Annotated in this window: 25 protein-coding genes and 1 pseudogene; 3 read left to right on the forward strand and 23 right to left on the reverse strand. The window is 44.2% G+C overall.

What is annotated here, in order from left to right; all coding sequences use genetic code 11:
* Nucleotides 1-3: 3 nt before the first annotated feature.
* From AB4X21_RS09625 to mutL, 21 genes and pseudogenes are all read right to left on the reverse strand, one after another.
* Nucleotides 4-695, reverse strand: a pseudogene (locus AB4X21_RS09625) (Wzz/FepE/Etk N-terminal domain-containing protein).
* A 44-nt stretch (nucleotides 696-739) separates the two neighbouring features.
* Entirely contained in the window at nucleotides 740-1,471 is a 732-nt protein-coding gene (gene cps4B / locus AB4X21_RS09630) for a capsular polysaccharide biosynthesis protein Cps4B (protein WP_003012712.1), read from the reverse strand.
* On the reverse strand, nucleotides 1,468-2,937 hold the full coding sequence (locus AB4X21_RS09635; protein WP_369087920.1) for an LCP family protein: 1,470 nt from the start codon (nucleotides 2,935-2,937) through the stop codon (nucleotides 1,468-1,470). Before AB4X21_RS09635 ends, cps4B begins: the two co-directional genes overlap by 4 nt.
* 188 nt (nucleotides 2,938-3,125) lie before the next feature.
* Nucleotides 3,126-3,731 carry an anaerobic ribonucleoside-triphosphate reductase activating protein gene (gene nrdG / locus AB4X21_RS09640; protein WP_369087921.1) on the reverse strand — a complete coding sequence of 202 codons (606 nt, stop codon included), beginning with the start codon at nucleotides 3,729-3,731 and terminating at the stop codon, nucleotides 3,126-3,128.
* Nucleotides 3,732-3,735: 4 nt separating this feature from the next.
* Nucleotides 3,736-4,236 carry a GNAT family N-acetyltransferase gene (locus tag AB4X21_RS09645; protein WP_369087922.1) on the reverse strand — a complete coding sequence of 167 codons (501 nt, stop codon included), beginning with the start codon at nucleotides 4,234-4,236 and terminating at the stop codon, nucleotides 3,736-3,738.
* Nucleotides 4,237-4,274: 38 nt separating this feature from the next.
* Nucleotides 4,275-4,415, reverse strand: a complete 141-nt coding sequence (locus AB4X21_RS09650) for a hypothetical protein (RefSeq protein WP_003002079.1) — start codon at nucleotides 4,413-4,415, stop codon at nucleotides 4,275-4,277.
* An 11-nt stretch (nucleotides 4,416-4,426) separates the two neighbouring features.
* Nucleotides 4,427-6,637 (reverse strand): anaerobic ribonucleoside-triphosphate reductase, encoded by a 2,211-nt coding sequence (nrdD, locus tag AB4X21_RS09655; RefSeq protein ID WP_037606893.1) that lies wholly within the window; start codon nucleotides 6,635-6,637, stop codon nucleotides 4,427-4,429.
* A gap of 122 nt (nucleotides 6,638-6,759) precedes the next feature.
* Nucleotides 6,760-8,598: an MFS transporter gene (locus AB4X21_RS09660; RefSeq protein ID WP_369087923.1), complete on the reverse strand. Its 1,839-nt coding sequence runs from the start codon at nucleotides 8,596-8,598 to the stop codon at nucleotides 6,760-6,762.
* Between the two features lie 169 nt (nucleotides 8,599-8,767).
* The gene (cls, locus tag AB4X21_RS09665; protein WP_369087924.1) at nucleotides 8,768-10,303 is read right to left on the reverse strand and encodes a cardiolipin synthase; all 1,536 of its coding nucleotides are present in this window, start codon (nucleotides 10,301-10,303) and stop codon (nucleotides 8,768-8,770) included.
* Between the two features lie 278 nt (nucleotides 10,304-10,581).
* Nucleotides 10,582-10,992, reverse strand: a complete 411-nt coding sequence (locus AB4X21_RS09670; RefSeq protein ID WP_003012851.1) for an SP_0198 family lipoprotein — start codon at nucleotides 10,990-10,992, stop codon at nucleotides 10,582-10,584.
* A gap of 76 nt (nucleotides 10,993-11,068) precedes the next feature.
* Nucleotides 11,069-12,301 (reverse strand): folylpolyglutamate synthase/dihydrofolate synthase family protein, encoded by a 1,233-nt coding sequence (locus AB4X21_RS09675; RefSeq protein WP_369087925.1) that lies wholly within the window; start codon nucleotides 12,299-12,301, stop codon nucleotides 11,069-11,071.
* A gap of 157 nt (nucleotides 12,302-12,458) precedes the next feature.
* Complete coding sequence (locus AB4X21_RS09680) at nucleotides 12,459-12,764, reverse strand: DUF1292 domain-containing protein (RefSeq protein ID WP_320911089.1); 306 nt, start codon at nucleotides 12,762-12,764, stop codon at nucleotides 12,459-12,461.
* Nucleotides 12,765-12,786: 22 nt separating this feature from the next.
* The gene (gene ruvX, locus AB4X21_RS09685; protein ID WP_003002199.1) at nucleotides 12,787-13,206 is read right to left on the reverse strand and encodes a Holliday junction resolvase RuvX; all 420 of its coding nucleotides are present in this window, start codon (nucleotides 13,204-13,206) and stop codon (nucleotides 12,787-12,789) included.
* Nucleotides 13,206-13,472 carry an IreB family regulatory phosphoprotein gene (locus AB4X21_RS09690; protein ID WP_003002070.1) on the reverse strand — a complete coding sequence of 89 codons (267 nt, stop codon included), beginning with the start codon at nucleotides 13,470-13,472 and terminating at the stop codon, nucleotides 13,206-13,208. The genes ruvX and AB4X21_RS09690 overlap by 1 nt, the downstream gene beginning before the upstream one ends.
* A gap of 124 nt (nucleotides 13,473-13,596) precedes the next feature.
* Nucleotides 13,597-14,193, reverse strand: coding sequence for an SP0191 family lipoprotein (locus AB4X21_RS09695; RefSeq protein WP_369087926.1), 597 nt, complete (start codon nucleotides 14,191-14,193; stop codon nucleotides 13,597-13,599).
* Between the two features lie 135 nt (nucleotides 14,194-14,328).
* On the reverse strand, nucleotides 14,329-14,727 hold the full coding sequence (spx, locus tag AB4X21_RS09700; RefSeq protein ID WP_003002116.1) for a transcriptional regulator Spx: 399 nt from the start codon (nucleotides 14,725-14,727) through the stop codon (nucleotides 14,329-14,331).
* Nucleotides 14,728-14,814: 87 nt separating this feature from the next.
* Entirely contained in the window at nucleotides 14,815-15,960 is a 1,146-nt protein-coding gene (gene recA / locus AB4X21_RS09705) for a recombinase RecA (protein WP_003002082.1), read from the reverse strand.
* Nucleotides 15,961-16,080: 120 nt separating this feature from the next.
* The gene (locus AB4X21_RS09710) at nucleotides 16,081-17,349 is read right to left on the reverse strand and encodes a competence/damage-inducible protein A (protein ID WP_320911087.1); all 1,269 of its coding nucleotides are present in this window, start codon (nucleotides 17,347-17,349) and stop codon (nucleotides 16,081-16,083) included.
* Nucleotides 17,350-17,446: 97 nt separating this feature from the next.
* Nucleotides 17,447-18,001 (reverse strand): DNA-3-methyladenine glycosylase I, encoded by a 555-nt coding sequence (locus tag AB4X21_RS09715; protein ID WP_369087927.1) that lies wholly within the window; start codon nucleotides 17,999-18,001, stop codon nucleotides 17,447-17,449.
* A gap of 9 nt (nucleotides 18,002-18,010) precedes the next feature.
* Nucleotides 18,011-18,604: a Holliday junction branch migration protein RuvA gene (gene ruvA, locus AB4X21_RS09720; RefSeq protein ID WP_003002260.1), complete on the reverse strand. Its 594-nt coding sequence runs from the start codon at nucleotides 18,602-18,604 to the stop codon at nucleotides 18,011-18,013.
* Between the two features lie 20 nt (nucleotides 18,605-18,624).
* Nucleotides 18,625-20,568, reverse strand: coding sequence for a DNA mismatch repair endonuclease MutL (gene mutL / locus AB4X21_RS09725; RefSeq protein WP_320911085.1), 1,944 nt, complete (start codon nucleotides 20,566-20,568; stop codon nucleotides 18,625-18,627).
* 248 nt (nucleotides 20,569-20,816) lie between these two features.
* Here mutL and AB4X21_RS09730 point away from each other — a divergent pair, with 248 nt between their 5' ends.
* Nucleotides 20,817-21,257, forward strand: coding sequence for a LytTR family DNA-binding domain-containing protein (locus tag AB4X21_RS09730; RefSeq protein WP_151379237.1), 441 nt, complete (start codon nucleotides 20,817-20,819; stop codon nucleotides 21,255-21,257).
* Nucleotides 21,251-21,706 (forward strand): DUF3021 domain-containing protein, encoded by a 456-nt coding sequence (locus tag AB4X21_RS09735; protein ID WP_003012810.1) that lies wholly within the window; start codon nucleotides 21,251-21,253, stop codon nucleotides 21,704-21,706. The genes AB4X21_RS09730 and AB4X21_RS09735 overlap by 7 nt, the downstream gene beginning before the upstream one ends.
* A gap of 305 nt (nucleotides 21,707-22,011) precedes the next feature.
* Here AB4X21_RS09735 and mutS read toward each other — a convergent pair whose 3' ends face one another.
* Both mutS and argR read right to left on the reverse strand, forming a co-directional pair.
* Nucleotides 22,012-24,561, reverse strand: a complete 2,550-nt coding sequence (gene mutS, locus AB4X21_RS09740) for a DNA mismatch repair protein MutS (RefSeq protein ID WP_320911084.1) — start codon at nucleotides 24,559-24,561, stop codon at nucleotides 22,012-22,014.
* A 120-nt stretch (nucleotides 24,562-24,681) separates the two neighbouring features.
* Nucleotides 24,682-25,122 carry an arginine repressor gene (gene argR / locus AB4X21_RS09745; protein ID WP_003009125.1) on the reverse strand — a complete coding sequence of 147 codons (441 nt, stop codon included), beginning with the start codon at nucleotides 25,120-25,122 and terminating at the stop codon, nucleotides 24,682-24,684.
* Between the two features lie 104 nt (nucleotides 25,123-25,226).
* On the opposite strand from argR, the gene argS reads away from it, so the two are divergent.
* Nucleotides 25,227-26,915 carry an arginine--tRNA ligase gene (gene argS, locus AB4X21_RS09750; RefSeq protein ID WP_369087928.1) on the forward strand — a complete coding sequence of 563 codons (1,689 nt, stop codon included), beginning with the start codon at nucleotides 25,227-25,229 and terminating at the stop codon, nucleotides 26,913-26,915.
* The last annotated feature ends 23 nt before the right edge of the window (nucleotides 26,916-26,938 follow it).

Below are 26,938 nucleotides of genomic sequence, written 5' to 3' on the forward strand. Positions count from 1 at the left end.
GGTCTACAATTTCTTAATATCTGGCACAATACCAAGTAAGGTGAAGCCCATCAATTCTTCGATATCCTCTGGTCTCTTGACACGATCGTCCAAGACTTCTACTACGACCATGAGAACCACCATCAAGCCAGCTCCAGCAATAAAGCCAAGAAGGACATTGCGTCGGATATTTGGTGAAGAAGGTGATTGAGGCACTTCTGCTTCATCCAAAGTCGTAACATCTGACACCTTGGTCACAGAGATGATCTTTGCTGCTACATTTCGAAGGCCATTGGCAATGCGGGTACTTCTTTTGGATCTCCATCCTTAGCCGTGATGGAAAGGATACGAGTATCTGTCGGAACGGATACACTGATCTTTTTCGACAGCTCAGCTGGTGTCAGATCGAGTTTCAATTCTTCGATGGCTTGACTCAATACATTTTGAGAAAGGATGATCTCACGGTAGTCTTTAACCAAGTAAGAACCCGCCTGCAAATCCGAGTTTGTCAAGGCATTGTTGTCTTGGTTTTGACGACTGACCACATAGATCCGGCTAGTACTTTGGTATTCTTTCTTGGCTAAAAAGGCACTATAGCCAAATGCTGCGATGGCAAAGACAAGAGCGACCAAAACGATTGAGAACTTGCGTTTCCATAGGGTCTTCAGCATAGAGAAAACATCAATTTCCACTGCTTGATTTTCTTGATTGTTCATTTCCTAATTACTCCTTCGTGTGGATCTCTCCACCTGTTTCATGGTTAGATTAATTCATCCGCTAACAAGAGTTCTTGATTGCTGACAAAGAGAGCTTGTGCTCTTTGTTCTCCGTATTCTTCCTTGATCAAGCGATAGGCTTCTGCCATATAAGGCGGTCGTTTATCTACATTGTGCATATCACTGGCAACAAAGTGTACCAAGTCTTTTTCTAAGAAGTACCGAGCTCGTTTTTTGAGTTGTTTTTGTTCATCCCCAAAGAGGCGAGGCTTGAGAACACTAGAACTATTGATCTGCATGTAGCAGCCCATGTTAATCATCTCTTGCACGCGCTCCTCATTTTTCTCCAAGCACTTGTAGCGCTCGATATGGGCCACCACTGGTGTCACACCTAGATGGAGCAAGCGGTCCAAAGCGGTATGAATCTCCTTGTAAGGTGTTCCCATGCTGAATTCGATCAGAGCAAAGCGCGTATCTGCCAAACGTGGAATGATCTTTTCTTCCAGTTTTTTCAAGACATCATTGGTAAAGTAGATCTCTGCCCCATAATGAATCGTTAAATCTGGCGCGACCTCTGCCGCAATTTTTTTCACTTCTTGAAAATTTTCAGAAATCTTTTCTTCGGGAGTTTCAAACATCCCCTTGCGGCGATGAGAAGTGGAGATAATGGTCCGTACCCCTTGGCGATAGCTTTCTTCCAATAAGGCACGCGTATCTTCTCTTGTCTTTGGTCCATCATCCACATCAAAGACGATGTGCGAGTGGATATCAATCATTTTTCTTTTCCTTCCATTACTTTTTGAATGGTTTCCTTAGCCTTGGTCAAGCTGGCTTGATCCAACTCCATGACATAGAGGTTGTAACCAGGCATGGCATAAGATGGTAAGTTGGTGCGTCCTTGACCGGTGATCGCTTGAGAAGTCACCTCATAAGAGCCACCCGTTTCTAGCTGGGTATTGATCAAGTTCATCATAGTCGGCAACTGCATGTTGGTTTGGACAGAATTTTGGAGATTTCCGATAATCTCATTGTAGTTGCTTAAAACCTTAGTAGAGGTCAACTTTTTGATAATAGCTGCAATGACTTTTTCTTGGTTTTTCCCACGGTCATTGTCGCCACCTTGAAGAGAGTAGCGTTCGCGAACAAAACCGAGGGCTTGCTCCGAATTCAAATGGACCTTGCCAACTGGGAAATGGAACTTGCCATGAAGGCTCGTGAATTCCTGGTCATTTTCCACATCGATTCCCCCTAGAAGGTCAATCAACTTGAGGAAGGAGGTGAAATTGAGACGAACGTAGTAGTTGAGCTTGATATCATAGAGATTCTCAAGGGTATGGATAGAAGCATCCACTCCGTAGATCCCCGCATGGGTCAACTTATCATTTTGGTTATTACCACCATCTGCAATCGGTACATAGGCATCCCGTGGTGTCGTTGTTAATAGGACTTGCTTGGTCTTCCGATTGACCGTCATGATGATATTGACATCTGAACGAGAAACCGAGGTTACCGGACCATAGGTATCGATCCCGCTGACATAGATGTTAAAGACATCCGCATTGGCAGACACCTTGCTCGTCGCTGCCACTTCTTTTCGGATCTTGTAGGAATAGATTTTCTTCAACTTCTTCGCATAGTCTGCATCTTCTGCGGCAATGGTATCCTCAAAGGTACTGTTGAGGACCATAGCAGAGGCATTCCCTTCCTGCAGTCTCTTATAGGCATCTAGATAAGTCGGTGCATCCACTACAGAAATTTCCTGACCCTTGGTCTTTTTGATGTTATCCAAGAGGGCAGTAAGATTGGCTTCGTTATTGTTGCCCTTTGGTGCCACCACTTCCTTGATTTCTTTGATATCTTTGATGTCACTGTCTTTCTTGACATAGACAGCCATCTCAAACTCTGTATAGTTAGAGTGGCCATTGACATTACTGGTCAGATTCAAAAGCTGTTGACTAGCAAACAAAACTCCTGAACTAGCCAATAAGCCGACAAGAAGCAGGACGAACGTTGTCTTTTTGGCCTGATTTTTGATCACAAACCAAGCTGACAAGAGCAAGAGAAGAGCTAGTAGTACAATCACGAGAATATTAACATAGCGAAAAGCCAAGATGTTATTGGCCAACATGGTATAGGTCGCCCAACTTGCACTCATAAGCAAAAAAATAAGCAATACGGAATTAATGATTCGCAATTGCCCCCACTTATGTTCTGAACGACGGCACCGTCTCCTTTGTGACATAAATACCTCCAATTAGTCCTAATCATATTTATTGTAACATATTTTTATTAAAAAATGCATTAATTATCACCATTTTGTCCATTATAGACATTTATAAAATAAGCGTTTTCTAAAACTAGAGAAATCTCTTGTATACTTATGCAGAGAATCCAAAAAAACCGAGTGCAAAACCCGGTTTTTTGAAGCGATTACAAAAGATCGTCCCGCTTGACCTGCTCAAAACTTTCCCTTCCGTCATTGAGCTTGTCCCAGATGACGACTTTTCCTTCTTTCAATGATTTTTGAACATCAATGATCCGCTGGTTAGAAGAGCCACGAAACTGCAACATGAGGTTGCGTTTGCTCTTATCATAGCGGCCATCAACCAGAATATCAATCAGCGAGAGAAGCTCTAGTTTGTCTGGCGTCTCTAGCATCATTTCTTCCCAAGTGTAGCCAGTCCAAGACCAAATGTCTTTGTCGGGCAACTCTTTCCGAATGCGTTTAACGAGAGGCAAAAGAATTCCAGTATTCAGGAATGGCTCTCCACCAAGCAGGGTCAAGCCCTGGACATAGGGTTGGGCCAGATCAGCCATGATCTGCTCTTCTAACTCTTTGGTATAGGGAATACCTGCATTGAAAGACCAGGTCGCAACATTGTAACAGCCCTCACAGTGAAACATGCAGCCGGCCACATAAAGGGAATTGCGCACCCCTTCGCCATCGACAAAGTTAAAAGCCTTGTAGTCGATGATGCGCCCTTGACTCAGTTCCTCACTCTTCCATTCGCCTGGTTTAGGTGTATTCCATGTCATCCTTCTACTCCACTTCTATCCAATAACGCTCCGTTCCATTTCGAACATCTTCAAATTGGCCGCCATTAGCTAAGATAACCGCTCGACTGGCCGGATTGTCCGTGCTACAAGTCACCAGAGCACGATGGATGTTCTTTTCTTTAGCTACTCGCAGACCTTGACGGAGAGCTTCCTTGGCATAACCCTTGCCTCTTTCAGAGGGACGGATGGAATAGCCAATATGACCAGCATAATTCAGCAATCCCTCATTTAGTCTCAGCCGTAGATTCAAAAAACCTAAAGCATGACCTGATTCATCAAACAATACGAACTGAATTGATGGAACGCGATTTTCAGGCAATCCTATTCCCATTTCTTTATTAAGGTTAGTTTCTAGCCACTCCTCATAATCAAAGTTCTCAGCATCCCAAAAGCCGCCGTCGTGGGCCGACTGGGTCTCTTCGAACTCTGTCATCATGTTTAGAATGGTTTCTTTATCTGCTAATGTTGGTCTACGTAATTCCATCTTTACCTCCCCCATACGAGAAAAGCGAGAGCGGACTCTCACTTTTTTTTATTCTTATTTAAAAATTGTTCTCTCAGGCTGGCTACTCGGTCTTTTTTATTGATTCCACCCTTTGAATGCTTCTCGTGGAATCGTTGAACCTGAGCCTTACCTTTATCATCTAATTGGTATTTTCCCATAATGTCCTTTTCTAATTTGTCACTTGGTGTCCAGCTGATTTGATAGTGGATCCATTCATGTGTTTGACCCGTGCAGCAATTTCCTTGTGACGGCCATTGACCATCGGACGAGCTTGAGGGTTTCCTAGATAACCACAGGTCCGTTTGACCACATCAACCGTTTTCGGATCGCTATTGCCACAGTTTGGACAAGCAAATCCGCGCTCAGTCGGCGTGAAGTCTCCCTCAAAATCACACTTGTAACAACGGTCAATCGGCGTATTGGTTCCGAGATAACCGACCCGGTCATAGGCATAATCCCAAACCGCTTCAAGGGCTTTTGGATTTTGTTGGAGCACAGGGTATTCACAGTAGTGGATAAAACCACCAGACGCCCCAGCTTCTGGATAGACTTTTTCAAAATCCAACTTCTCAAATGGCGTTGGGTTCTTACGAACATCGTAGTGGAAACTATTGGTGTAGTATTCCTTGTCTGTGATATCTGGAACCTTACCAAATTTCTCCGTATCCAGGCGACAGAAGCGGTCTGTCAAGCTTTCTGACGGAGTCGAATAGATAGAGAAGTGGTAATCATACTGGTCAGACCATTCTTCCACGCGCGCTTTCATATCCTTGATGATATCGATCGTGAATTGTTTGGCTTCTGGATTGTGTTCCCAATTTGGACCATAAAAGACGGTTGCAACTTCATAGAGTCCGATATAGCCAAGAGAAACGGTTGCTCTGCGATGACGGAAGAGCTGATCTACCTGGTCATATTTGCCCAAGCGTTTCCCGAAAGCCCCATATTGGTAGAGAATCGGCGCATTGGCTGGTGTCGCTTCTTTGGTGCGTTCCACCCGGTAAACTAAGGCATCTTCAGCGATGTTCATCCGTTCATTAAAGATTTGCCAGAACTTCTCCTTGTCTCCGCCTGATTCCAAGGCAATCCGAGGTAAATTGACCGTCACAACCCCTAGGTTCATCCGACCAGAATTAACTTCCACACCATTCTCGTCCTTCCAACCTTGAAGGAAAGAGCGACATCCCATCGGCACCTTGAAGGAGCCTGTCAACTCGACAATCTTGTCATAAGACAAAACGTCTGGATACATGCGCTTAGTGGCACATTCCAAGGCCAATTGTTTGATATCATAGTTAGGAGTTCCAGGTTCTAGATTGAGCCCCCGCTTGAGGGTAAAGATCAGCTTTGGAAAGATGGCTGTCCGATGTTCCGATCCAAGTCCCTTGATTCTAATTTCCAAAATCGCCTTTTGGATTTCCCGCTCGAAGCGATTGGTTCCAAGACCAAAGCCAAGCGAAGTAAAGGGCGTTTGCCCGTTCGAAGTAAAAAGGGTATTGATTTCATATTCCAGCGATTGCATGGCGTCATAGATATCTTTTTGAGTCTTGCTCCAAGCGTAGTCCTCTTGCTTTTCAGGAAGCACCCACTCCTTGGCATCTGCCAAGTGTTTTTGGTAGTTCTTTTCTGCATAAGGGGCCAAGACTTCATCGATCCGGTCAGCTGAGCAACCCCCGTACTGACTAGAGGCTACATTGGCAATAATCTGCGAGATTTGAGCCGTTGCAGTTTGGATGGATTTAGGACTTTCTACTTCTGCATTCCCAATCTTAAAGCCATTTCTGAGCATGCCCTCAAAATCGATCAAACAGCAGTTGGTCATCGGTGTATAAGGGCTATAGTCCAAATCATGGTAGTGAATATCCCCTTTTTGGTGGGCATTGGCTACGTGTTTAGGCAACATTTTAAGACCAATAGACTTACCGACAATCCCTGCCGTCAAGTCCCGTTGCGTATTAAAGACATCGCTGTCCTTATTGGCATTTTCATTGACGACAGCTTGGTCCTTATTGAGGAGTTTTCCAATCGTAAAGTTGATGTCCGTCGCTTTTGAGCGCTCAAAATCCCGCTGAGTCCGATAAGTAATGTAGCTCTCAGCAATCGCATATTCGTTGGCTTGAAGCAATTCATGTTCGACGACATTTTGGATCTCATAGATCTTCACGCCATTTGGAAAACGTTCCAAGATCTCTGCGATCACACGATCGACAATGGCTTCTAGTTTGGCTTCCATCACTGGAGTGAGAGAAGTCACTTCTTCTGTCGCCTTCAACAAGGCTTTATAAATTTTTTCAACATCGAATTGAACACGGCGGCCATCTCGTTTTTCAACAAAAATATCCGGTACCATTCTCAGTTTTTCTTCTCTCAAGGTGATCATACCAAACATGCCTCTCTTCATTTATTTACATACAAGTTGTATTATACCACTCCAAAAATAAAAATCAATATCTTGTGGTGAAAATTCTAAAAAACTTTCTAAAACACAAGATATTGATTTTCTTAAGAGCGTTGATAGAGTTTGAAATGACTGTATTTCTTCTCAACCAGACGATAATTTTCTTTGAGCAAGTCCTTCATATTGGAGGTCAACTCTACCTGATTATTGACCACAATATACTTCGGTTCAGACCGATCGATTTGTTGGACTACATTGGTCCGATTTTCATTAATTCCCAGATAAGACGTCGGGGTCAATAAGGCCGAAGCTGCCAAACGATCACTTTCTTGATAGATGGTAGCCGTTGTATCCCAAGCATAAATGGTATCTTTCGACTTGGTATGATGTTTAATGTAGCTGGCAATAGCGCTCCGTTCACTCGATTGGCCAGACTGAAGCACGACATCTTGAACCACTGGATTCGCCAACAGATAGACAAGGGCTACTAGCGGTAAGAAAACTTGGCTCGTAAAGTAAGCGGCCCAAACTTCCTTGTTTTTCTTCTTCCGACCACGACGTTCGATACCGTCGTTTTCTTCCCCATCTCGTGAGAACCAGATCGCAAACAAGGGAAGAACAAATGGCAACATTGGCAACAATTGGTAAGCGCCTTGCTCCGGAAGACCAATAGACACGACGAGGACTACCAGGCTACCTGCCCATCCCATAAAGCGGAAGATCCGGCGAGCACTGCTACTTTGCTTAGTAAAGGACATCAAAAAGGCAGAGACTAAACCAAAGGCGAGCGCCAACAATCCGTAATAAATAACATTACTGAAGGTCTGTCCATTCGTGAAATTCAAGGCATTAAAGACATAGGTTACTTGGTTAATGGCATAGCCAAAAGTCTGATTCAAAACAGTGATATAGCCAATTGGATAAAAGACGAGTGAAAAACCAAGGAGAGCTGCTAGCAGTTGATAAAAGCCACGCGCCCATCTCTTCTGCTTGATATTAAAGGCTGTTAATCCAAGGAAGGCCAACAAATAAAACAAGGCACTGGTCATCGGATCAATCAAGAAAGCCACAGCTGCAATCGCACCATAAAGGATAAATCCTTCATCCTTATGATACCCAATCAGATAAGCCAAAATGAAATTCATGCTGGCAAATAGGATTGGAAGGCTAAAGAGAGTCACATAAGTCCCTCCAAAACCAAGGCCTAGCACCAAGAAATAAAAGAGTAACTGGACATTCTTCGCTGTATCTTTATCAGACACCAGCAAGCGCACAACACGATAGAGATAAGTCCCCGCAAAGAAGAGGGCAATCGCTTGGAGGATCATCAAGATCCAATGTCCACCAGCTAAACTTCCCAACCAGTTGATCGCATAATAGAGCAGACCATTGGTTCCGTAAAAATCACCAAACGGTACTTGCCCCTTGGTCATTGCCCAGCCAGCATACAAATTTTGAGATTGTTGATTGGTGGCAAAACGGGTTAAAAATGGCACCCCGACATGCAGTAAACTAATCAAGAGACTCAACACAAGAGGAATCTCCATAGGGACTGGACGCTTCCATTGACGGCGCACAGACCCAGCTACTACATCTGCCTCTAACTCCTCCGTGTTCTCTTCTACGCTAGGTACTTCCGCTTTTGTTGCTTCAACTCCCGCTTTACGCGAACGACGACTCATCCGACTGAGCGGTTGCTCCGTTTCCTGGTCTGATTCTTGTTCAGGTTCTGCTACTAGTTCTGACTTTGCATCACTAATGGGCTCTAATTCCTCCATTGCAACCGGCTCCTCCAAGACTTCTGCCTGCTGGCTATGAGTCGGCTCTTCTTCACGAAAGACTGATTTATCTAGCACTTCGCGAATTTCACGTGTATCCTGAAAACTAACTCCCACGTGAAGCCCTAACTTTTTCGAAGTCATTTCTTGCTCTTTTTCGCTCATTCTTTTTCCTTTTCTTCCATGTTCCTCTGCTTTTTCCTTTTAAAAAAGCTCGCTATCTTTTCTAGTATACCAAATTCTGCCGACCGTGTCAGCCTCTTGCCACATAGTCCTACGAAAAAAGAGTCAGATCTCTTAGCTTCTGACTCTTTCTTCCGTATGCCCACACCTATTACAACATCGGTGCGAACAATTGCATAATTTCCTTGATTAAGCTTTGGTGCCATGTAAAGCGGAAGGTATCCTCTGTAATTTCTTGAGACACTTCAAAGATATGGTCAAAGTCCTCCCGAATCTTTTTCAAGGCAGGCGTCCGATACATCCAGACGGCATTTTCATAGTGATGGACCAAACTGCGGTAATCAAAGTTAATCGACCCTACAACCGCCATTTCATCATCTGCTAACACTTGCTTACTGTGGACAAAACCAGGCGTGTACTCATAGATTTTCACACCAGCATCCATCAAATCCAAGTAAGCCCCACGAGTTACGATTTGGATTAATTTTTTATCCGGAATATGCGGAGTCACGATTCGAACATCCACCCCACGAAGGGCTGCATTGCGGATATCTTCTGTCAAATCATAATCGATGATCAGGTAAGGAGTCGTGATATAGACGTAATCCGTCGCTTGGTTGATCATATTTTGATAAACCGTCTTTCCGACCTGCGACTTGTAAATCGGCTTTGGTCCACTCCCATAGGGAATGTAGAGCCCTTCGCCTTCGACTGCCTTGTTTTCAATATGATAGCGGTCAAAATCCTCGATTTCCCCACGGTTAATGTACCAGTTCATGAGGAACAGTCTCGTTAAGGCCTTAACAGCTCGTCCATCCAAGCGAATCGCACTGTCCTTCCAGTGACCAAACCGCTCAATGTGGTTGATGTACTCGTCTGCCAAATTGACACCACCCGTATAGCCGATCTGCCCATCAATGACCAGAATCTTGCGGTGGTCTCGGTTGTTATAAGCCACTGTTAGACGGGGGATCACCTTGTTAAACTTATGGGCATCAATCCCCATCTTTCGCAACCGTTTGGTATAGTTCCCAGCCAAGGTTGCCATACAGCCGATATCGTCATAAAGGAGTTTGACTTCAACCCCCTCTTTCACTTTCTGCTCTAAAATCTCTAGGATGCTGTTCCACATCAAGCCCTCGTCAATGATGTAAAACTCGATGAAGATAAATTTTTTCGCCGCTCTCAGATCCTCTAGTAGTTGCGCATACATGTCCTCCCCTAGAGGGTAAAAGGTTGACGTCGTCCCATTGTAGAGATCCGCATTGTGATCCATGGATAAAATGGATTTGACCAAGCCATACACTGCCTTGCTTTCTTGCTTGAGCTCCTTACGCAACTGATGACTATTGTCCTCTCGAAACTTCATGGACTCCATATTTTCCAACTGGATCATTTCCTTCTTGGACAAACGCCGCTCTCCAAACATGAGATACAAGAGTGATCCAAAGACAGGAATGACCGCAATCAAGAGCCAGGTAACCTTATTTTCAGGCGGGGTATTTCGATTAACAATAGCTAGAATCGTCGACACATATAAGAGCCCAATGACTCCAACAGATAGCCAATGAGGGAACCATCTATTGAGCCAGAAGAAGGCCGCAAAGGATGCCCATAGTTCAAAGCCCATAAACAAAATACTAAATCCATATTTGGACATTAATAGACGTAATTTTCGAAAGGTCACAGCATCCTCCTTTTTTCTTTCTACTAGTATACCAATTCTTTTTACCCGATGCAACGACCAACCAACCCCCTTCTTGACAAACAAAAAGAGAGTGGGACAGAAATCGGTAATTCGTTAGAATTCGATTTCGTCGTCCCACCTCCGCACAGTTGAGTAGGGCTGTAAAAGCTGATGAAATCAGCGTAGTAGAGCCCACTCAACCACTGCGTCTTGCTCGACAATCTAAAAACAAAAGAGAGGCTAGGACTTTTGTCCCAGCCTCTCTTTTGTTTCGCCCCTTATTGCTTGGTCAAAACGATAATCCCTTGATCATCCTCTGCCTGTTCCAAGTCTTCTAGCGATAACTGATCTCCTTCGATCCGATAGCGATAAGGCTCATCCCCGATACGCATGGATTGATTGACCGAATCAATACTGACCTCTTTGGTTTCTTCTTCGCCATCAGCATCTTGCACCGTAAACGTGCCTTTTTGACCCGTCACAACTAAGAGAATCGTATTTTCCTCGTCCTGTCCTCGATAACTACCATCTATGGACACTCCTTCTTTCTGTTCTTCACTCGCTGAAGTCACAGTCTGTGATGAAGCAGACGTCTGTTTGCTCGAAGTCTGTGTCGCTTTTTCTTGCTGGCTACAAGCAGTCAGGAAAAGGGCTACTGCCAAGGTCAGTATAGACATGATTTTTTTCATTAAGATCGGCTCCTTTCGCCATAACCGTATACTATCTACCACCAGTATACGCCAAGAAAGTCTTTAGGTCAATTGTTTACCCCTCTAATAAAAATGCCCTTACTTCCGCAATAAAATACAAGGATCCTGTCACAAATAAGACTTCATCTGGGGAACTCTGATCCATAAATTCTTTGATATAGGCCTTGTAGTCCGCTACATAGGGCAGGTCTTGTCGGTCGCCTTGTGCCACCACTTCACCGTAATGAAAGGTCGTCAAAATCAATTCAGCTTCTGGCAATCCCGCTTGAAGTGTTTGGAGCATCCCGCTATAATCTTTTCGCTTGAGGGCTCCAAATAAAATTTTCACGCGTTTTCCTGCCAAGCTATTGGCAAACTCGATCAAGCGCAACATAGCATGAGGATTATGGGCGCCATCAAGATACACCTGGTCACCAAACAACTCTAGACGTCCAGGCCACCGCGTCTCTTGTAAGGCCAGTTTGACCTGATCCATATCCACTTCTTGATCTAGCCCCTCCATATAGAGGAGAAAGGCCTCCAGAGCTACTGCAGCATTTTCCCGTTGGTAATCACCCTTCAAGCCCAGAGACGGCAAGACAAGATCCACACTTTCATTCCAAAAACAATCCTGCTCTAAGCCAAAATCTTTCTGGAAGGCGTGGAGATCCACATCCAATTGCTCGGCCCTTTCTTGACAAACAGCTACAGCATCATCCGACAAGGGACCCACCACAGCTTTCTTGCCCTTCTTAAAGATTCCTGCCTTTTGCTGGGCGATTTCCGCAATCGTCCCTCCCAGTGTTTCCTGGTGATCCAGGCCGACCGAAGTGATCACTGCGATCTCTCCCGTCACTACATTGGTGGTATCTAGAAGCCCACCGATACCAACTTCCAACAAGACCACGTCCACAGCTTGTTCCTTAAAATACAAGAGAGCCATGAGGCAGATAATCTCAAAATAAGAGAGTTGGTCCTGGGTTTGAAGCAAGGTCTGCTCCATTTGTTGGACTTCTTGGCCAATCCGAGTAAAATCTTCATCTGAAATCGGCTGATCCCCAATACAAATCCGATCATGGATACTGATCATATGAGGAGAAGTAAAGGTTCCAACCTTCTTTCCGTGAGCCATCAACAATTGACGCAGAAAGGCGATTGTGGATCCCTTCCCATTGGTTCCTGTCACATGAAGGATCGGATAAGCCTTATCCGGCCTCCCTAAAAGGCTCACTGCCTGCTCCATACGATCCAGTCCCGATCGAAAATTCAGACCGATCCGATTATTCATCCATTGCTCAATCTTATTCACATCTTCCTCCTAAAAGAAAAAAGCGACAAAACCTCTTCTGACGTTTGCGCTCCTTTCTTTTGTAGTTATTTCTTTCTCATTTTTACAGCAAGTCCATCGGACTTACCAGCTCTCTCGTATTTCTAGGAGTTGGGCTAAAAACGTCCCCCGGACGTTTTTACTCCTCCATAAAGCTGTTGAAGACTTCTTCGATCATATCCCATTCTGCATCTGAGTCTTCTGAGATTGGTTGAAGGTCGCCTTCTGTTCCGTCTTCGTTTTCTGTAAATGAATATGCTTGGATTTCAACTTCGCCATTTTCATCTTCTTCTGCATTTGCAGGGATCAAAAGAACATAGTTCTTTCCAAATTCTTCTTTGCCATCAATGGTCAAAAGAATTTCAAACAAGGTTTCATTTCCTTGTTCATCCACCAATGTGATTAATTCACGTTCTTCATGGTCGTGGTTATGATCATGTGCCATACTATTCTTCCTCGTTTTCTTTCTAAAAATTGCGATCTAAATAATTTTGTAAAATAAGCTGCGCCGCTAACTTATCAATGACTTTTTTGCGTTTGCTACGGCTAATATCTGCTTGCTCAATCAACATCCGCTCTGCAGCAACTGTCGTCAACCGTTCGTCTTGGTAGTCGACTGGCAAGCCAAACTTTTCAGCAATCATCGTGCCATAAGCCTGACTGGCTTCCACACGCGGTCCGCTGGTGTTGTTCATGTTTTTCGGCAAGCCCACAACAAAACGGTCCACCTTGTATTGAGCTACTAATTCGGCTAAGCGCTCCAAACCGAATTCTCTTTTGTCTTCATCGATTTGGATGATTTCAAGACCCTGAGCTGTAAAACCGAGAGGATCACTCACAGCAACCCCAACGGTCTTTGAGCCAACATCCAATCCCATAATTCTCATTAGAGGTCTATCCCTTGCCCTTTCAAATAATAACGTACCAATTCTTCAACGATTTCATCTCGTTCATATTTACGAATTTGGTTTCGTGCATTATTATAACGAGGTACATAGGCAGGATCACCACTGAGTACGTATCCTACGATTTGATTAATTGGATTGTAGCCTTTTTCATCCAGTGACAAGTAAACATCTTTCAAGGTCTCGCTAATTTCCTTACGATTTGAATCATCAAGATTAAAACGTACTGTTTCATCTGTAAATCCCACAAGAACACCCTCTTTCCTTAGAATATTACTATTATACCATAATCAAGAGTTTTCCACAATGGTCAAGCCCTTGATTTTACAGCTTTTTCAAGCATTTTTGAGCTATTTTATCTAAACTGTTTTTTTATTTTTGCTCACTTGCTCCTGCATTGATGAGATTATCCGTAAATTGGCTCGGTGTCAGCTTCAACAACTCTGGTAAGTGATTGTTTTTGAAGTAAGTCATACCTTCGGCCTTCTTCACATCCATCGCTTCAAAGTTATAGGTGATCGTTACCTTGTATTCATTCTCATTTTCCAAGGTCAAATCAGCTGTGAAGCCAGGAACTGTCAACGCTTCCTTAAAGGCATCATCCTTGTTAAAGGAATCTCTCAATTGCTTTTGCGCTTCCTCAACTCCAACCTGTTGAATCCCTTTTTTCAATTCTTCATTGGTTGCCGTTACATTAATGGTCTCCAACTTTTTGAAAGTATTCCCCACATAGGTGACGATTTGCGTCTGTTGTGTCCCCTTATCATCTGTTGGAAAGACAAAGGTTCTTGTGACCACTTGATTTTCTTCTGCCTTTTGCAAGATACTCTTATTATCCTTTTGTAGCTGTTCTGCTTTCGCTTTGATTGCTTTTTGCTCACTTGAGGTAGGAGTTTTTGATTGCTTTTTTTGACTGCATCCAGCCAAACACAACACAAGCGCACCCAATAAGAAGATTTTCCTTTTCATTTTCCATTCCTTACTAGTTATTGTTTTCTAAAATATTGTATCATAGATTTCGTAAATCGGTGCAGTTAACTACTATCCATTTCTATTTTGAACAAGAAAAAATCAGAAACAAACTGTTTCTGATTTTCAATCGTTTTAAAGGGCTGCACGCATCCGCGCTTCTGCATTTTCTACATTTCGAACTGATCGTGGCAAGAAGGCACGAATATCATCTTCTTTGTAACCCACTTGGAGACGTTTGTCATCTACCAAGATCGGACTTTTAAGAATACGAGGTGTTTCCATGATGATGTCAATGACTTCATTGACACTCAAGTCTTCGATGTCCACTCCTAGACTTTTAGCGTATCGATTTTTTGAAGAGACAATACTTGCCACTCCATTTTCAGTCTTTGTAAGGATATCCAATAATTCTTCTTTGGTGATCCCTTCCTTACCGAGGTTTTGTTCTTTATAAGTTAGCTGGTGAGCGTTGAGCCAAGTCTTTGCTTTTTTACAACTCGTACAACTTGACACTGTATAAATTTTAATCATGCATGCACTCCTTTCGCCACACGATAATACTATCGTATTAAATTATAACACAAAAACCATCAGTCTAGCGACCTATTTTGAAAAAAATTAATCTTCAATTTCAATCGCGTCATCTAAATCTAGAGTTACTTCTTCTACGACAGGAGCTGCTTCTTCAGTTTTATCAAGGGTTTTCACTGCTTCGTCTTCTTCGATCAAACCAAAATGAACCCGAACCTTATGGTCGATTTCGTCAAAAATTTCTGGGTGGTCAGCCAAGAATTTCTTAGCATTTTCAGATCCTTGACCAATTTTTTCGCCGTTATAGGAGTACCACGCACCCGCTTTTTGGATGATATCCAAATCTGTTGCAATCTTCACCAACTCACCTGTACGTGAAATTCCTTCCCCGTACATAATTTCAACCATAGCTTCTTTGAACGGTGGAGCCACCTTGTTCTTCACAACCTTGATCTTAGTTTCCTTACCAACGTTGGTATCTTTTTGGTCCCCAGTCCCCTTGATTTGAGTATTTCCACGAACATCTAGACGGACAGAAGCATAGAATTTAAGGGCACGACCACCAGGTGTGGTTTCAGGGTTCCCAAACATGACCCCAACTTTTTCACGTAATTGGTTGATAAAGATGGCAATGGTCTTCGTCTTATTGATAGAAGCTCCGAGTTTACGCATAGCTTGGCTCATCATCCGCGCTTGCAAACCAACGTGGCTATCTCCGATATCTCCATCGATTTCCGCACGTGGGACCAAGGCCGCAACAGAGTCGACAACCACCAAATCAACCGCACCAGAGTCGATCAATTTACCAGCAATTTCAAGTCCTTGTTCCCCTGAGTCTGGTTGAGACAAGAGAAGTTCGTCGATATTGACCCCAAGAGCTGCTGCATAAGATGGATCCAAGGCATGCTCGGCATCGATAAAGGCAGCAATGCCCCCTTCTTTCTGTGCTTGGGCTACTGCATGGAGGGCAACGGTTGTTTTACCAGATGATTCTGGACCATAGATTTCGATGATCCGACCTTTTGGATAACCACCAGCCCCCAAGGCAATATCAAGCGCCAAGGAACCAGAGCTCATGACTTGTACCTTTTGCTCTGCACGTTCGCCCAAACGCATGATCGATCCCTTACCAAAATCCTTTTCGATCAACTTCAGGGCATCATTGAGCGCTTTTTCACGCTCATCTCCAAATTTTTTAGAGATATCATCTAATTTTTTCTGTTTTTTCGCCATTCTTTTCTCCTATGTTTTTACTATACAGGAAATTCATGCAACTCACCAACGGTTTCCGCCATTTGAAAGGCATATTTCCTATCCATTTTTAGAATTATTCTTCATTTGGCACAAGCTTCATTATACCAAATTTTCACCATTTAATACAGCCAAGCGCACCAAATTAAAGGCATGAAGGACTGCAATTTCGCGGACATCCGCCCGGCTACGTCCAGCGATATTAACTTGGACACTATCCACTCCATTCGGAGTCGCAAGTCCGATAAAGACAGTCCCTGCTGGGTGCCCTTCTAGACTATCTGGCCCCGCAACTCCGGTCAGGCTAACACCATAATCGGATCCTGTTAACTTACGGGCCTGTGAAGCCATGGCTTGAGCTGTAAAATGAGACACCACTCCATGTTGCTCTAACTCTTGAGCTGGAATAGACAACATCTTGCTTTTTTCTTCCAAACTATAGGTGACAAAACCACCCGCGAAGATGCTGGACGCACCTGAAAAATCTGCCAAAGTCGCTTGGAAAAGGCCGGCCGTCAGGCTTTCTGCAGCTGTAATGGTCTTACCAGCCTGTTTCAAAAGATCAAAGGCCACCTTGGCCATCGAATTGTCATCCCCATAACCGTAAAACAACTCTTGCAAGGGTTGATGATCCAGAGTATGACGGGATAAGATTTCCTTTTCTAAGACATCGAGCTTAGCATCCGCTGAGGCTTGATCCTTCGCCTTTGTAGATAGACGCAAGGTTACTTCTCCCGTCTTGGCATAAGGGGCAACCGTCGGATCACTCTGCTTTTCAATGATATCTGCTAGGATCGTAACCAGCTGGCTTTCCCCAATCCCAAAGAAGCGCAAGACTCTTGAAAAAAGCTCTTCCCCTGTTGTCAAATGAGGCACCAATTGTTCATTGACCATGGGTTTTAACTCACTTGGTGGACCAGGTAGAACGACATAGGTCACACCATTGACTTCAATCAAACCTCCAACCGCGAGACCTGTACGGTTTTGAAGGGGGATTGAACCGGCAATCAATTGTGCTTGTCGCTCATTATTGGGCGTCCGGACATAATCAGGGCGACTGGCAAAGAAGGTGTCGAGTTTGGCAAGCGCTGTTGGATCAAAAACCAGTTCTTTCCCTAAAAACTTAGCAAGGGTTTGCTTGGTCAAATCATCCTCTGTTGGCCCAAGTCCACCACATAAAATCACCAAATCACTGCGTTTTGAAGCCGTCTCAATGGTCGAGAAGAGACGACCTTCATTGTCTCCTACCGCCACATGATAATAGACATCAATCCCTAAACTAGCCAATTTTTCAGACAAGAATTGAGCATTGGTGTTCACAATTTGTCCTGTTAGAATTTCTGTTCCAACTGCAATAATTTCCGCCTTCATGGTGCCTCCCACTTATACTATTCGTAATTTTCATTTCATTTTAACACAATTTCCTAAATTATTTAAAAAAGTCGCAACCTGCGACTTTTTATTGTTCCTATTTCCATTCACAATCATTCTCATGGTCATCAACTAGGCCTGCTGCTTGTAGGAAGGATAAAACTGCGACTGGTCCGGTGAACTTAAAACCACGTTTTTTGAGATCCTTGGATAATTTCTCAGATAAAGTCGTCTTAGCTGGTGCTTTACTGTAATCTGAAACATCATTGACGATGGTTTTCCCATCGACAAAAGACCAAAGATAGGCATCAAACGATCCAAATTCTTCCTGGACTTGTAGAAAGGCTTGAGCATTAGCCCGTGTCGCAAAGATCTTGGCACGATTGCGGATAATTGCTGGATTATTCATCAAAACTTCTAGCTCTTCATCCGTCATGTCTGCAACAGCTTGAATTTGGTAACCATGAAAAGCTTGACGGAAGGCCTGGCGTTTATTGAGCACCGTTTCCCAAGATAGGCCAGCCTGATAGGCCTCCATACAGAGCAACTCAAAAAGCGCTTGGTCATCATGGAGAGGTTGGCCCCACTCCTCATCGTGGTAGGCTACATAGAGAGGGTTGTTCATTTTAACCCATCCACAACGTTTTGGCATCCTCTTCTCCTATTTCACCAACATCTTAAGGGCAGACTTGATGTAGTTTTCAGCTGTATCAGAAGTTCCTTCAAAGAATTTCTTGATTTTCTTAAGTTCCGTTGCCTTGTAGCCCAATGCCAACATGGCTTCCATAGCTTCTTCCAGGGCTTGATTTTCTTCTGCAACTTTGGCTTTGGACTGAGCCGGTGCATCTTCTAGATCAAGATTGATCTTACCTTCCAAGTCCAGCACCATCTGTTGGGCTGTTTTCTTGCCGATCTTTGGAAACTTGGTCAAGTAGGTGATGTTCTTGCTTTCGATGGCTTGGACAAGGCCTGCATTGTCATCCGCAGCAATGATGGCCAGAGCTGAGACAGGTCCAATCCCAGAGACTGAGATCAAGTTTAAAAAGAGCTGTTTCTCTTCTTCGGTCGCAAAGCCATAGAGAAGGTGAGCGTCTTCCCGAACCACTTGGTGCAGATAGACGTGCACCTCTTGGTTCATTTTACCAGAGTAGGCATAGGGATTGGCCACATGCAAGAGATAGCCAATTCCAGCTGTTTCTACCACGATGTATTTAGCGGTGATTTTTGTTAAAATTCCTTTAATGTATTCGTACATAATCTTCCTTTATTGTTTGATTAATATTTGCCCAATTCCCGTAAACTGGTGTGATTTTCCTGAATGCGTCGGAACATCTTTTCCATATCTGACTTGGTAAAGTTAACCAAAACCGGACGGCCATGAGGGCAGTTATAAGGGTTGTCACATTGGGACAGTTGATAGATCAGGTCGCGTGCAGAGTAATCGTCCAGCATGTGGTTGGCCTTGATGGAGCGTTTGCAGGACATCATGATGGCCAACTCAGCCCGGTATTTCTTGATGGACACTTCCTTAGTCAAGAGGAGCATGTCACACATCTCATAGATGCCCGACTCGATCTCTTCTTCCTTCATCCAGATCGGATGCTCCCGCAAGATCAACTGGTTAGCTCCGTATTCTTCTAAGTAGACGCCCACTTCCTCTAGGAGGTGTTTGCGCTGTTGTAGGCGGATTAGATCGTCTGCAGGGAACTCAAAGATATAAGGCACTAGCAGTTGTTGCTGACTGCCGTCTACGTCCCCGATGCTCTCCCGGTATTCTTCGTATTTGACCCGCTCTTGGGCCGCGTGCTGGTCAATGATATAAAGGCCCCCATTGCCTTGGGCAAAGAGATAGGTTCCATGCATCTGACCAAAATATTCCAACTCTGGGAAAGTCGAATGTTCTTCCCCATCCAACTTATCATAGGCCTTGTCTAGACTAGCCAGATCCAGCTCTGGGTGATCCAGTTCATCATAAACCACAGCCTTTCTTTCCGCAAACTTGATCGCGCTTGTCGGTTTTTCTACTGGGTTTTCTTGGATTCTAGCTTCAGTAGCAGTCTCATCTGCTAGAGCCCGTTGAGGATCTGCCACCTCTGGTCGAAGCTTGAAATCTTGACTCTCTCGGTCATAATAGAGGCGGTTTTCTTTTAAAGGCAGGGTCGTCTGTACTGGCTTTTCTGTTCGACGAATAGTCGACTTGGCTAGATTTTCTAGAGCATCCGGAATCAGGTCCTGCTCTTTCAAAGCGTTCGCAATCGCTTGGGAAATCAAGGCCATCAGTTCTCGTTCTTTGGAGATACGAACCTCTTGCTTGGTCGGGTGAACATTGACATCGGCTAAGTAAGGGTCGATCTGGATATTAATGATCGCGAGTGGGAAGCGCCCCACCATGAGTTTACTACCGTAGCCATCTAAAATAGCCCGATTGAGCAAGAAATTCTTGATGTAACGGCCGTTGATAAAGAGACTGATGTAATTGCGATTGGCACGAGTCAATTCAGGCAAAGACACAAAGCCCGTCACTTCAAAATCTAGGTCGCGATTTTCAATAGCCACCATCTTCTTAGCAGACGCCAGGCCATAGACACCTGCAATGGCTTGCCGGAGATTACCCGTCCCCGCTGTTTTGGTCATTTCTTTTCCATCATTGATCAAGGTAAAGGCAATCTCAGGATGGGCCAAGCTCAAGCGATTGAGAATATCCACGATATGGGATAGCTCTGCCTGCTGGCTCTTTAAATACTTGAGACGAGCAGGTGTATTAAAAAAGAGATCTTCTACTGTGATCTTGGTCCCGACAGGACTTGTCGCTGGCTCCACTTCCTCAATTTCGCCACCCTTTGCGACTAATTTGGTCCCGTGGGCAGCTCCTTCTTGCGCCGTTAGAAGGGTTAGAATACTGACAGAAGCAATGGAAGGCATGGCCTCACCACGAAAACCAAGCGTTCGAATACGAAAAAGATCCGCTTGACTTTTGATCTTACTGGTCGCATGTCGACGGAGGGCTAAAGCGACCTCATCATGCGCAATTCCTTCCCCATTGTCTGTAATCCGAATCGACTTCAATCCTGCTTCTTCGATTTCAACAACGATCTGGCTAGCTCCAGCATCGATCGAGTTTTCAACCAATTCCTTGACCACGCTTGCAGGTCGTTCAATTACTTCACCTGCCGCAATCTGATTGGCGAGGACTTCTGGCAATTCAATAATCTGTGACATGTCTGCTCCTTTACCTATTTTTTCACCGATACATGTAGCTCTATTATACCACAGATCTACAAGACTCCCTTTCTTAAAAAATAGAGGACAGTCCCATCTTCTTCCTTAAAAACCGCATAGGCAAAGAAAACGACCACATAGACAAATCTCCTTGTCTTCCCTTTGGAAAAAGTGTTTAATAGTAGTGTAAAGAAGGAGCCGGGCTAGCAGACCAACCGACTTTACCCAAAGGAGGGAGAAAATATCTTATGAAAGTAGAAGTACACATTGATTCCCACTTCCAAGAAGAAGCGGTGATGATCACAGCACCTGCACTGTCTGCGCGTGTTGAGAAAATCCGTGACTTTGTGGAAGAATTGGATCAAAAAGGGCGCTTACGTGCCAAAAAGGATGGGGAAGCTTACCTGATCGAAAGCCAGCTATTCCAACGTTTTTACATTGAAAATCGGCAAGTAATTGGTGAGACCATGACAGATCAATTTATTCTGACTGGACCACTCTATCAGCTATCTGAAGACTTGCCGACCTTCTTTCTCAAAATTTCCCAATCTGAAATTATCAACACCCAATCCATCGATCACCTGCACTTTACCGGTGGAGGATCTGTGCAAATCCATCTTAAAAACGGGAGTCTGACCTACTCCTCCCGTCGTTACTTGAAAGCCATTAAGGAGAAATTATCATGCTAAAACAATCTTTTTCTGACGCCCTAAAAGGGATTTTCATCGGGCTCATCTTATCCATCTTCTTTTCCTACCTCTTCTCACCTGAGTTGTACCTTCCCTTAAGCCCCAACTCTGCAGTCGGCCGCTGGATGTTCTTGCATCATGTTCACGGCTCACTGGTCATGCTCTATTGTGCCCTCGTTTGGGGTGCAATTGGGGTCCTCTTTAGCTTCGGAAGTCTTCTCTTTCAAAAAGACTGGAGCCTCTTACGGGCTACTCTGAGCCACTACTTGCTCATGTTGCTTGGCTTTATTCCCCTAGCTACGTTAGCCGGCTGGTTCCCAGCAAGACTCGGATTTTACCTCTCACTCATTGTCGAATTCACCCTCGTTTACGTGATCATCTGGTTGGTCTCCTATCATTTTTATAAAAAACAAGTCCAAGAAATCAATCAAAGCATTGCTAACCACTAAGCAAAAAGATCCTCAGTGCTACGAGGATCTGAAAGTGGAGATAAACTGTTCATTTATACAAATCTAATAAATTCTATAAAAATTATACTCGTTATAGTTATTCAATCATCTACTGAAACTTTCCGCTGTGAGAAAAGTGCCTGAAACACAATTGTTTCAGGCACTCGGAATTATTGAGACCTTAGGCTCAATAATTAGTCTTGGAACTTCGAAGAAGTTCGCTGACGTCCGTACTCACCTAAGGAAAGTTTCTAAGATGACTTTGTCTTCAATAAAAGATCCTCGCTATTACGAGGATCTTCTTTTTACAATTTCTTTTTCAATTCGGCGACTGCCATCATGACTTCCATCGGAGTCATATTGTAGAGATCCAGATTCTTCAATTCTGTGATCACCGTATTTTCTGTCTCCTCCTCAAAGAGGGACATTTGTTCAGCAACCTGCGAAGACACTTCCTTTTTAGGAGTTGCATCCGCAAGCGGTACTTGCTGGGCTTGTCCTTCGAGCTTGGTCAAAATCGCATCCGCCCGCTTCAATAATTCTTCTGGCAAACCAGCGATCTTGGCCACGTGAATCCCATAGGACTTATCCGCTGGGCCGGGTTCAATCTTGTGCAAGAAGGTAACCTGACCATCTCGCTCCAAGGTCGCAACATGAACATTTTCCAAACGGGACAAGGTCTCTGAGAGAGACGTCAACTCATGGTAATGGGTCGCAAACAAGGTTTTGGCTCCGGTCCGATCATGGATATATTCGATGATGGACTGGGCGAGAGCCATCCCATCATAGGTCGCCGTTCCCCGTCCCAACTCATCAAATAAAATCAAGGACTGAGGCGTTGCCTTGCGAATGGCGTGATTGGCTTCCATCATTTCCACCATGAAGGTAGACTGACCCGATACCAGGTCATCAGCAGCTCCGATCCGGGTATAAATCGCATCAAAAATTGGCAATTCAGCCCTTTGCGCTGGAACATAAGAGCCAATTTGGGCAAGAATCACAATGATCGCCAATTGGCGCATATAGGTAGACTTCCCGCTCATATTTGGCCCCGTAATCAGCTGAATGTCCCGTTCTTCATCCATAAAGATGCTATTAGGAATATAGGACTGGGCTCCCATCACTTTCTCAACAACCGGATGGCGGCCTTTGTCGATCGCGATTCGTCGTTCTTCATGAAAGAAGGGACGATTCAACTGTTGCGACTCAGCGACACTGGCTAAACTTTGTAAAACATCAACCGTCGCAATCGCCTGAGCTAACTGTTGCAGACGTTGGATATACTTACCAACTTCTTCACGAATCCGCATAAAAATCGTATATTCCAGATTAGCAGACTTCTCACGCGCCTCTAGCATATCTCCTTCAATGCGTGCCAATTCCTCCGTACCAAAGCGTTCTGAATTTTTCAAGGTCGCCTTGCGGAAAAAGTGAGCAGGAACGTGACTCAATTGAGAATTGGTGACATGGAAATAGTAGCCATCCTTCTTGTTGTAATCGATCTTTAGACCTGTAATGCCGCTGGCTTCGCGCTCCTTGGCCTCAATCTCAGCAATCCAACCAGTACCATCCCGGAGAACAAGACGGTACTGGTCCAATTGGTCGTCAAACCCAGTTCGGATAATATTTCCCTCTGTAATAACAGCAGACGCTTCCGGAGCAATAGCTGAGGTAATCAAGCGGTGCAACTCGGGAAGTTCATCCAAGCGTGCAATCAAGACATCTAAGACCGGATCACCAATCCCCAGTAGAATCGACTTGATCGTCGGCACATGACCCAGAGTATCTCCTAGCTGCAAGAGATCCTTAGGATTGATCTTACCAAAGGAAACCCGACTCGCTAAGCGTTCAATGTCATAGACCCCTTTGAGGCTGTCGGTCAAATCGCTCCGTTCAAAGAAATGATCCATAAAGACCTGAATGATGTCCTGGCGCTCTCGAATCCGTTTCAAATCGACTAAGGGTTTCTGAATCCAGGAGCGCAACAAACGACCTCCCATGGCCGTCTTGGTTTCATCCAAATACCAATACAAGCTACCATGCTTCTTCCCAGTCCGAGCATTCTCTGTCAAATCAAGACTAGCCTTGGTCGCAAAGTCCATCTGCAAGAAATCGCAAATCTCATAATGATGGGCTTTTTTGAGGTGGCTCAATTCCCGCATTTGTGTCTGGTAGACATACTGGAGAAGTTTTCCAGCCGTTTTCTTTTCGAGCTCACTCAACTGATCCCCTAAGAGTTGAACATCGTCGAGCGCCGTCTCTACATGTGACAGCAAGAGATTCATCTGGCTCACAAACACACGCTCTTCCTGTTCTGGCAACTCATAACCCAGGACCACCTCACGCGCACGTAAATTGCGGATTTCTCCACAAACCATGCTAAAGTCATTGAGGGTCGTCACCTGAAACTCTCCTGTCACCAGATCCATATAGGCTAGCCCATAATCATTTCCTGAACGATCCAAAGCAACCAGGAAGTTGTTCTCACTATCTGGCTTGGTCGAATCCACCACTGTCCCCGGCGTAATCACCTGTACGACTTCACGCTTAACGACCCCTTTGGCTTCTTTGGGGTCTTCCATTTGTTCTGCAATCGCGACCTTATACCCCTGTTCAATGAGAACATCAATATACTGCTGGGCCGAGTGGTAGGGAACACCCGCCATGGGGATCGGATTCTCTGCATTTTTATTCCGTGAGGTTAAGGAAATCTCTAAAATTTGAGCTGCATTCACTGCATCTTCATAAAATAATTCGTAAAAATCTCCCATTCGAAACAGCAAAAAGGCATCCGGATAGTCTTTTTTGATATCTAGATACTGCTGCATTCCAGGGGATATTTTCTCTACTGCCATACTTCTTTATTCCTTACTCTCGCATCATTTTCTGACGCAAGCTCCATAGATGAAAACAGGAGTAGATAGCTCACTATCTTCCTCCTTTTGACATCTCTCTTTCTCTCCAACGGGGCTTGACTACTGCATCATCCCTAAAATTTCATTTTGAATTTCAATGGCTGCATCTTGGTCTCGACAAACAATCAAGAGGGTATTGGCCCCTGCTACTGTTCCCAAAATACGCTCATCTGACATTTCATCTACACCGTTGGCCAAGAGAGCCGCTTCTCCTAGCTCTGTCCGCAAGACCAAGGTGAATTCTGCCCGTGAGACAGACTTGGCATGGCTGGACAGCATAATATAAATCTCTGCCACCTCAGGCTCATTTGGCAAAATATAATACAATTGATCTTTTCGCTTCACCTTGACCAGACCTAGATCCCGCAAATCACGTGAGAGGGTCGTTTGAGTTACTGCAATTCCTTTTGCTTCTAAACGATCCTGAATCTCTTTTTGCGTGGACAGTTTTTCATTTCGAATCATCTGTTGAATCAAAAGGTGTCGTTCTGTCTTTTTCATTGGACCTCCACTTTTGAATAAATATACTTTAAATTATACCAAAAAAATTGAAAATTCGCTCAGAATTGTGTTAAAATAATAGTTAAAAGGACTAAGGAGCTAATATGAACAATAAAGAACTCATTGCTAGTGAATTGGCCAAAGTGATTGACTCTCTTGACCAAGATGCTATTTTAAATTTGCTTGAACAACCAAAATCATCTGATCTTGGTGATATTGCTTTTCCAGCCTTCTCACTTGCAAAAGTGGAACGCAAGGCTCCTCAAGCAATTGCTGCAGACATTGCTGAAAAAATCGACCAAAGCGCCTTCGAAAAAGTTGTTGCAACTGGACCTTACGTGAACTTCTTCTTGGACAAATCTAAGATCTCTGATCAAGTGATCAAATCTGTCATCGAAGCAGGTGCAGACTACGGTCAGCAAGACGAAGGACATGGAGAAAATATTACCATCGACCTTTCAAGTCCAAATATTGCAAAACCTTTCTCAGTTGGACACTTGCGCTCAACCGTTATCGGAGATGCTCTTTCAAACATTTTCCGCAAAATGGGCTACAATACCATTAAAATCAACCACTTGGGAGACTGGGGTAAACAGTTCGGACTCTTAATGGTGGCCTACAAAAAATGGGGTAGCAAGGAAGCTGTCGAAGCTAATCCAATCGACGAATTGTTGAAACTGTATGTTCGCATCAATGCCGAAATTGAACATGATCCAGAACTGGATGAAGAAGGACGTCTCTGGTTCAAGAAATTGGAAGATGGAGATCCAGAAGCAACTGAATTGTGGCAATGGTTCCGTGACGAGAGCTTGGTTGAATTCAACCGTATCTACAAACTCCTCGGTGTTGAATTTGACAGCTTAAACGGAGAAGCCTTCTACAATGACAAGATGGACGAAGCTGTCCAAATCCTTGAAGAAAAAGGCTTGTTGAAAGAGTCTAAAGGGGCTAGCATCGTTGAGTTGGATGATGTCAACCTGCCACCAGCTATGATTAAGAAATCAGACGGTGCCACTCTTTATATCACCCGTGATATCGCAACCGCTATCTACCGTGCACGGACTTACAACTTTGTGAAAAACATCTATGCTGTAGGTCAAGAACAATCTAACCACTTCCGTCAGTTGAAAGCCGTTTTGAAGAAAATGGGATTTGACTGGAGCGATGATATGGTTCACGTTGACTTTGGTTTGGTGACAAAAAACCGCCAAAAATTGTCAACTCGTAAAGGAAATATCATCCTGCTCGAACCAACCCTACAAGAAGCCATCTCTCGTGCCAAAGCTCAGATCGAAGAGAAGAATCCTGAATTGGAAAACAAAGAAGAAGTGGCACATGCAGTCGGTGTTGGTGCGGTTAAATTCTATGACTTGAAGACTGACCGTCGCAACGGGTATGACTTTGACCTTGAAGCCATGGTATCCTTCGAAGGAGAAACTGGACCTTACGTTCAATACGCTTATGCTCGTATCCAATCCATCCTTCGCAAAGCCAACTTCACTCCATCAACAGATGCAACTTACAGCTTGAGCGATCCTGAAAGCTGGGAAATCATCAAGCTTCTACAAGACTTCTCTCGTGTTGTCAAACGTGCCGCTGAAAACTATGACCCATCCTTGATCGCTAAATATGCGATTAACTTGGCTCAAGCCTTCAACAAGTACTATGCTCACACTCGTATCTTGGATGAAAGCCCAGAACGCGATAGCCGTCTTGCTCTTAGCTACTCAACAGCAGTTGTTTTGAAAGAAGCCCTTCGCTTACTTGGTGTCGATGCGCCTGAGAAAATGTAATTTCTTATCTAATTGTTGATCAG

The organism is Streptococcus sp. CP1998, from assembly GCF_041026655.1.
In the GTDB taxonomy this organism is placed as follows: Bacteria; Bacillota; Bacilli; order Lactobacillales; family Streptococcaceae; genus Streptococcus; species Streptococcus dentalis.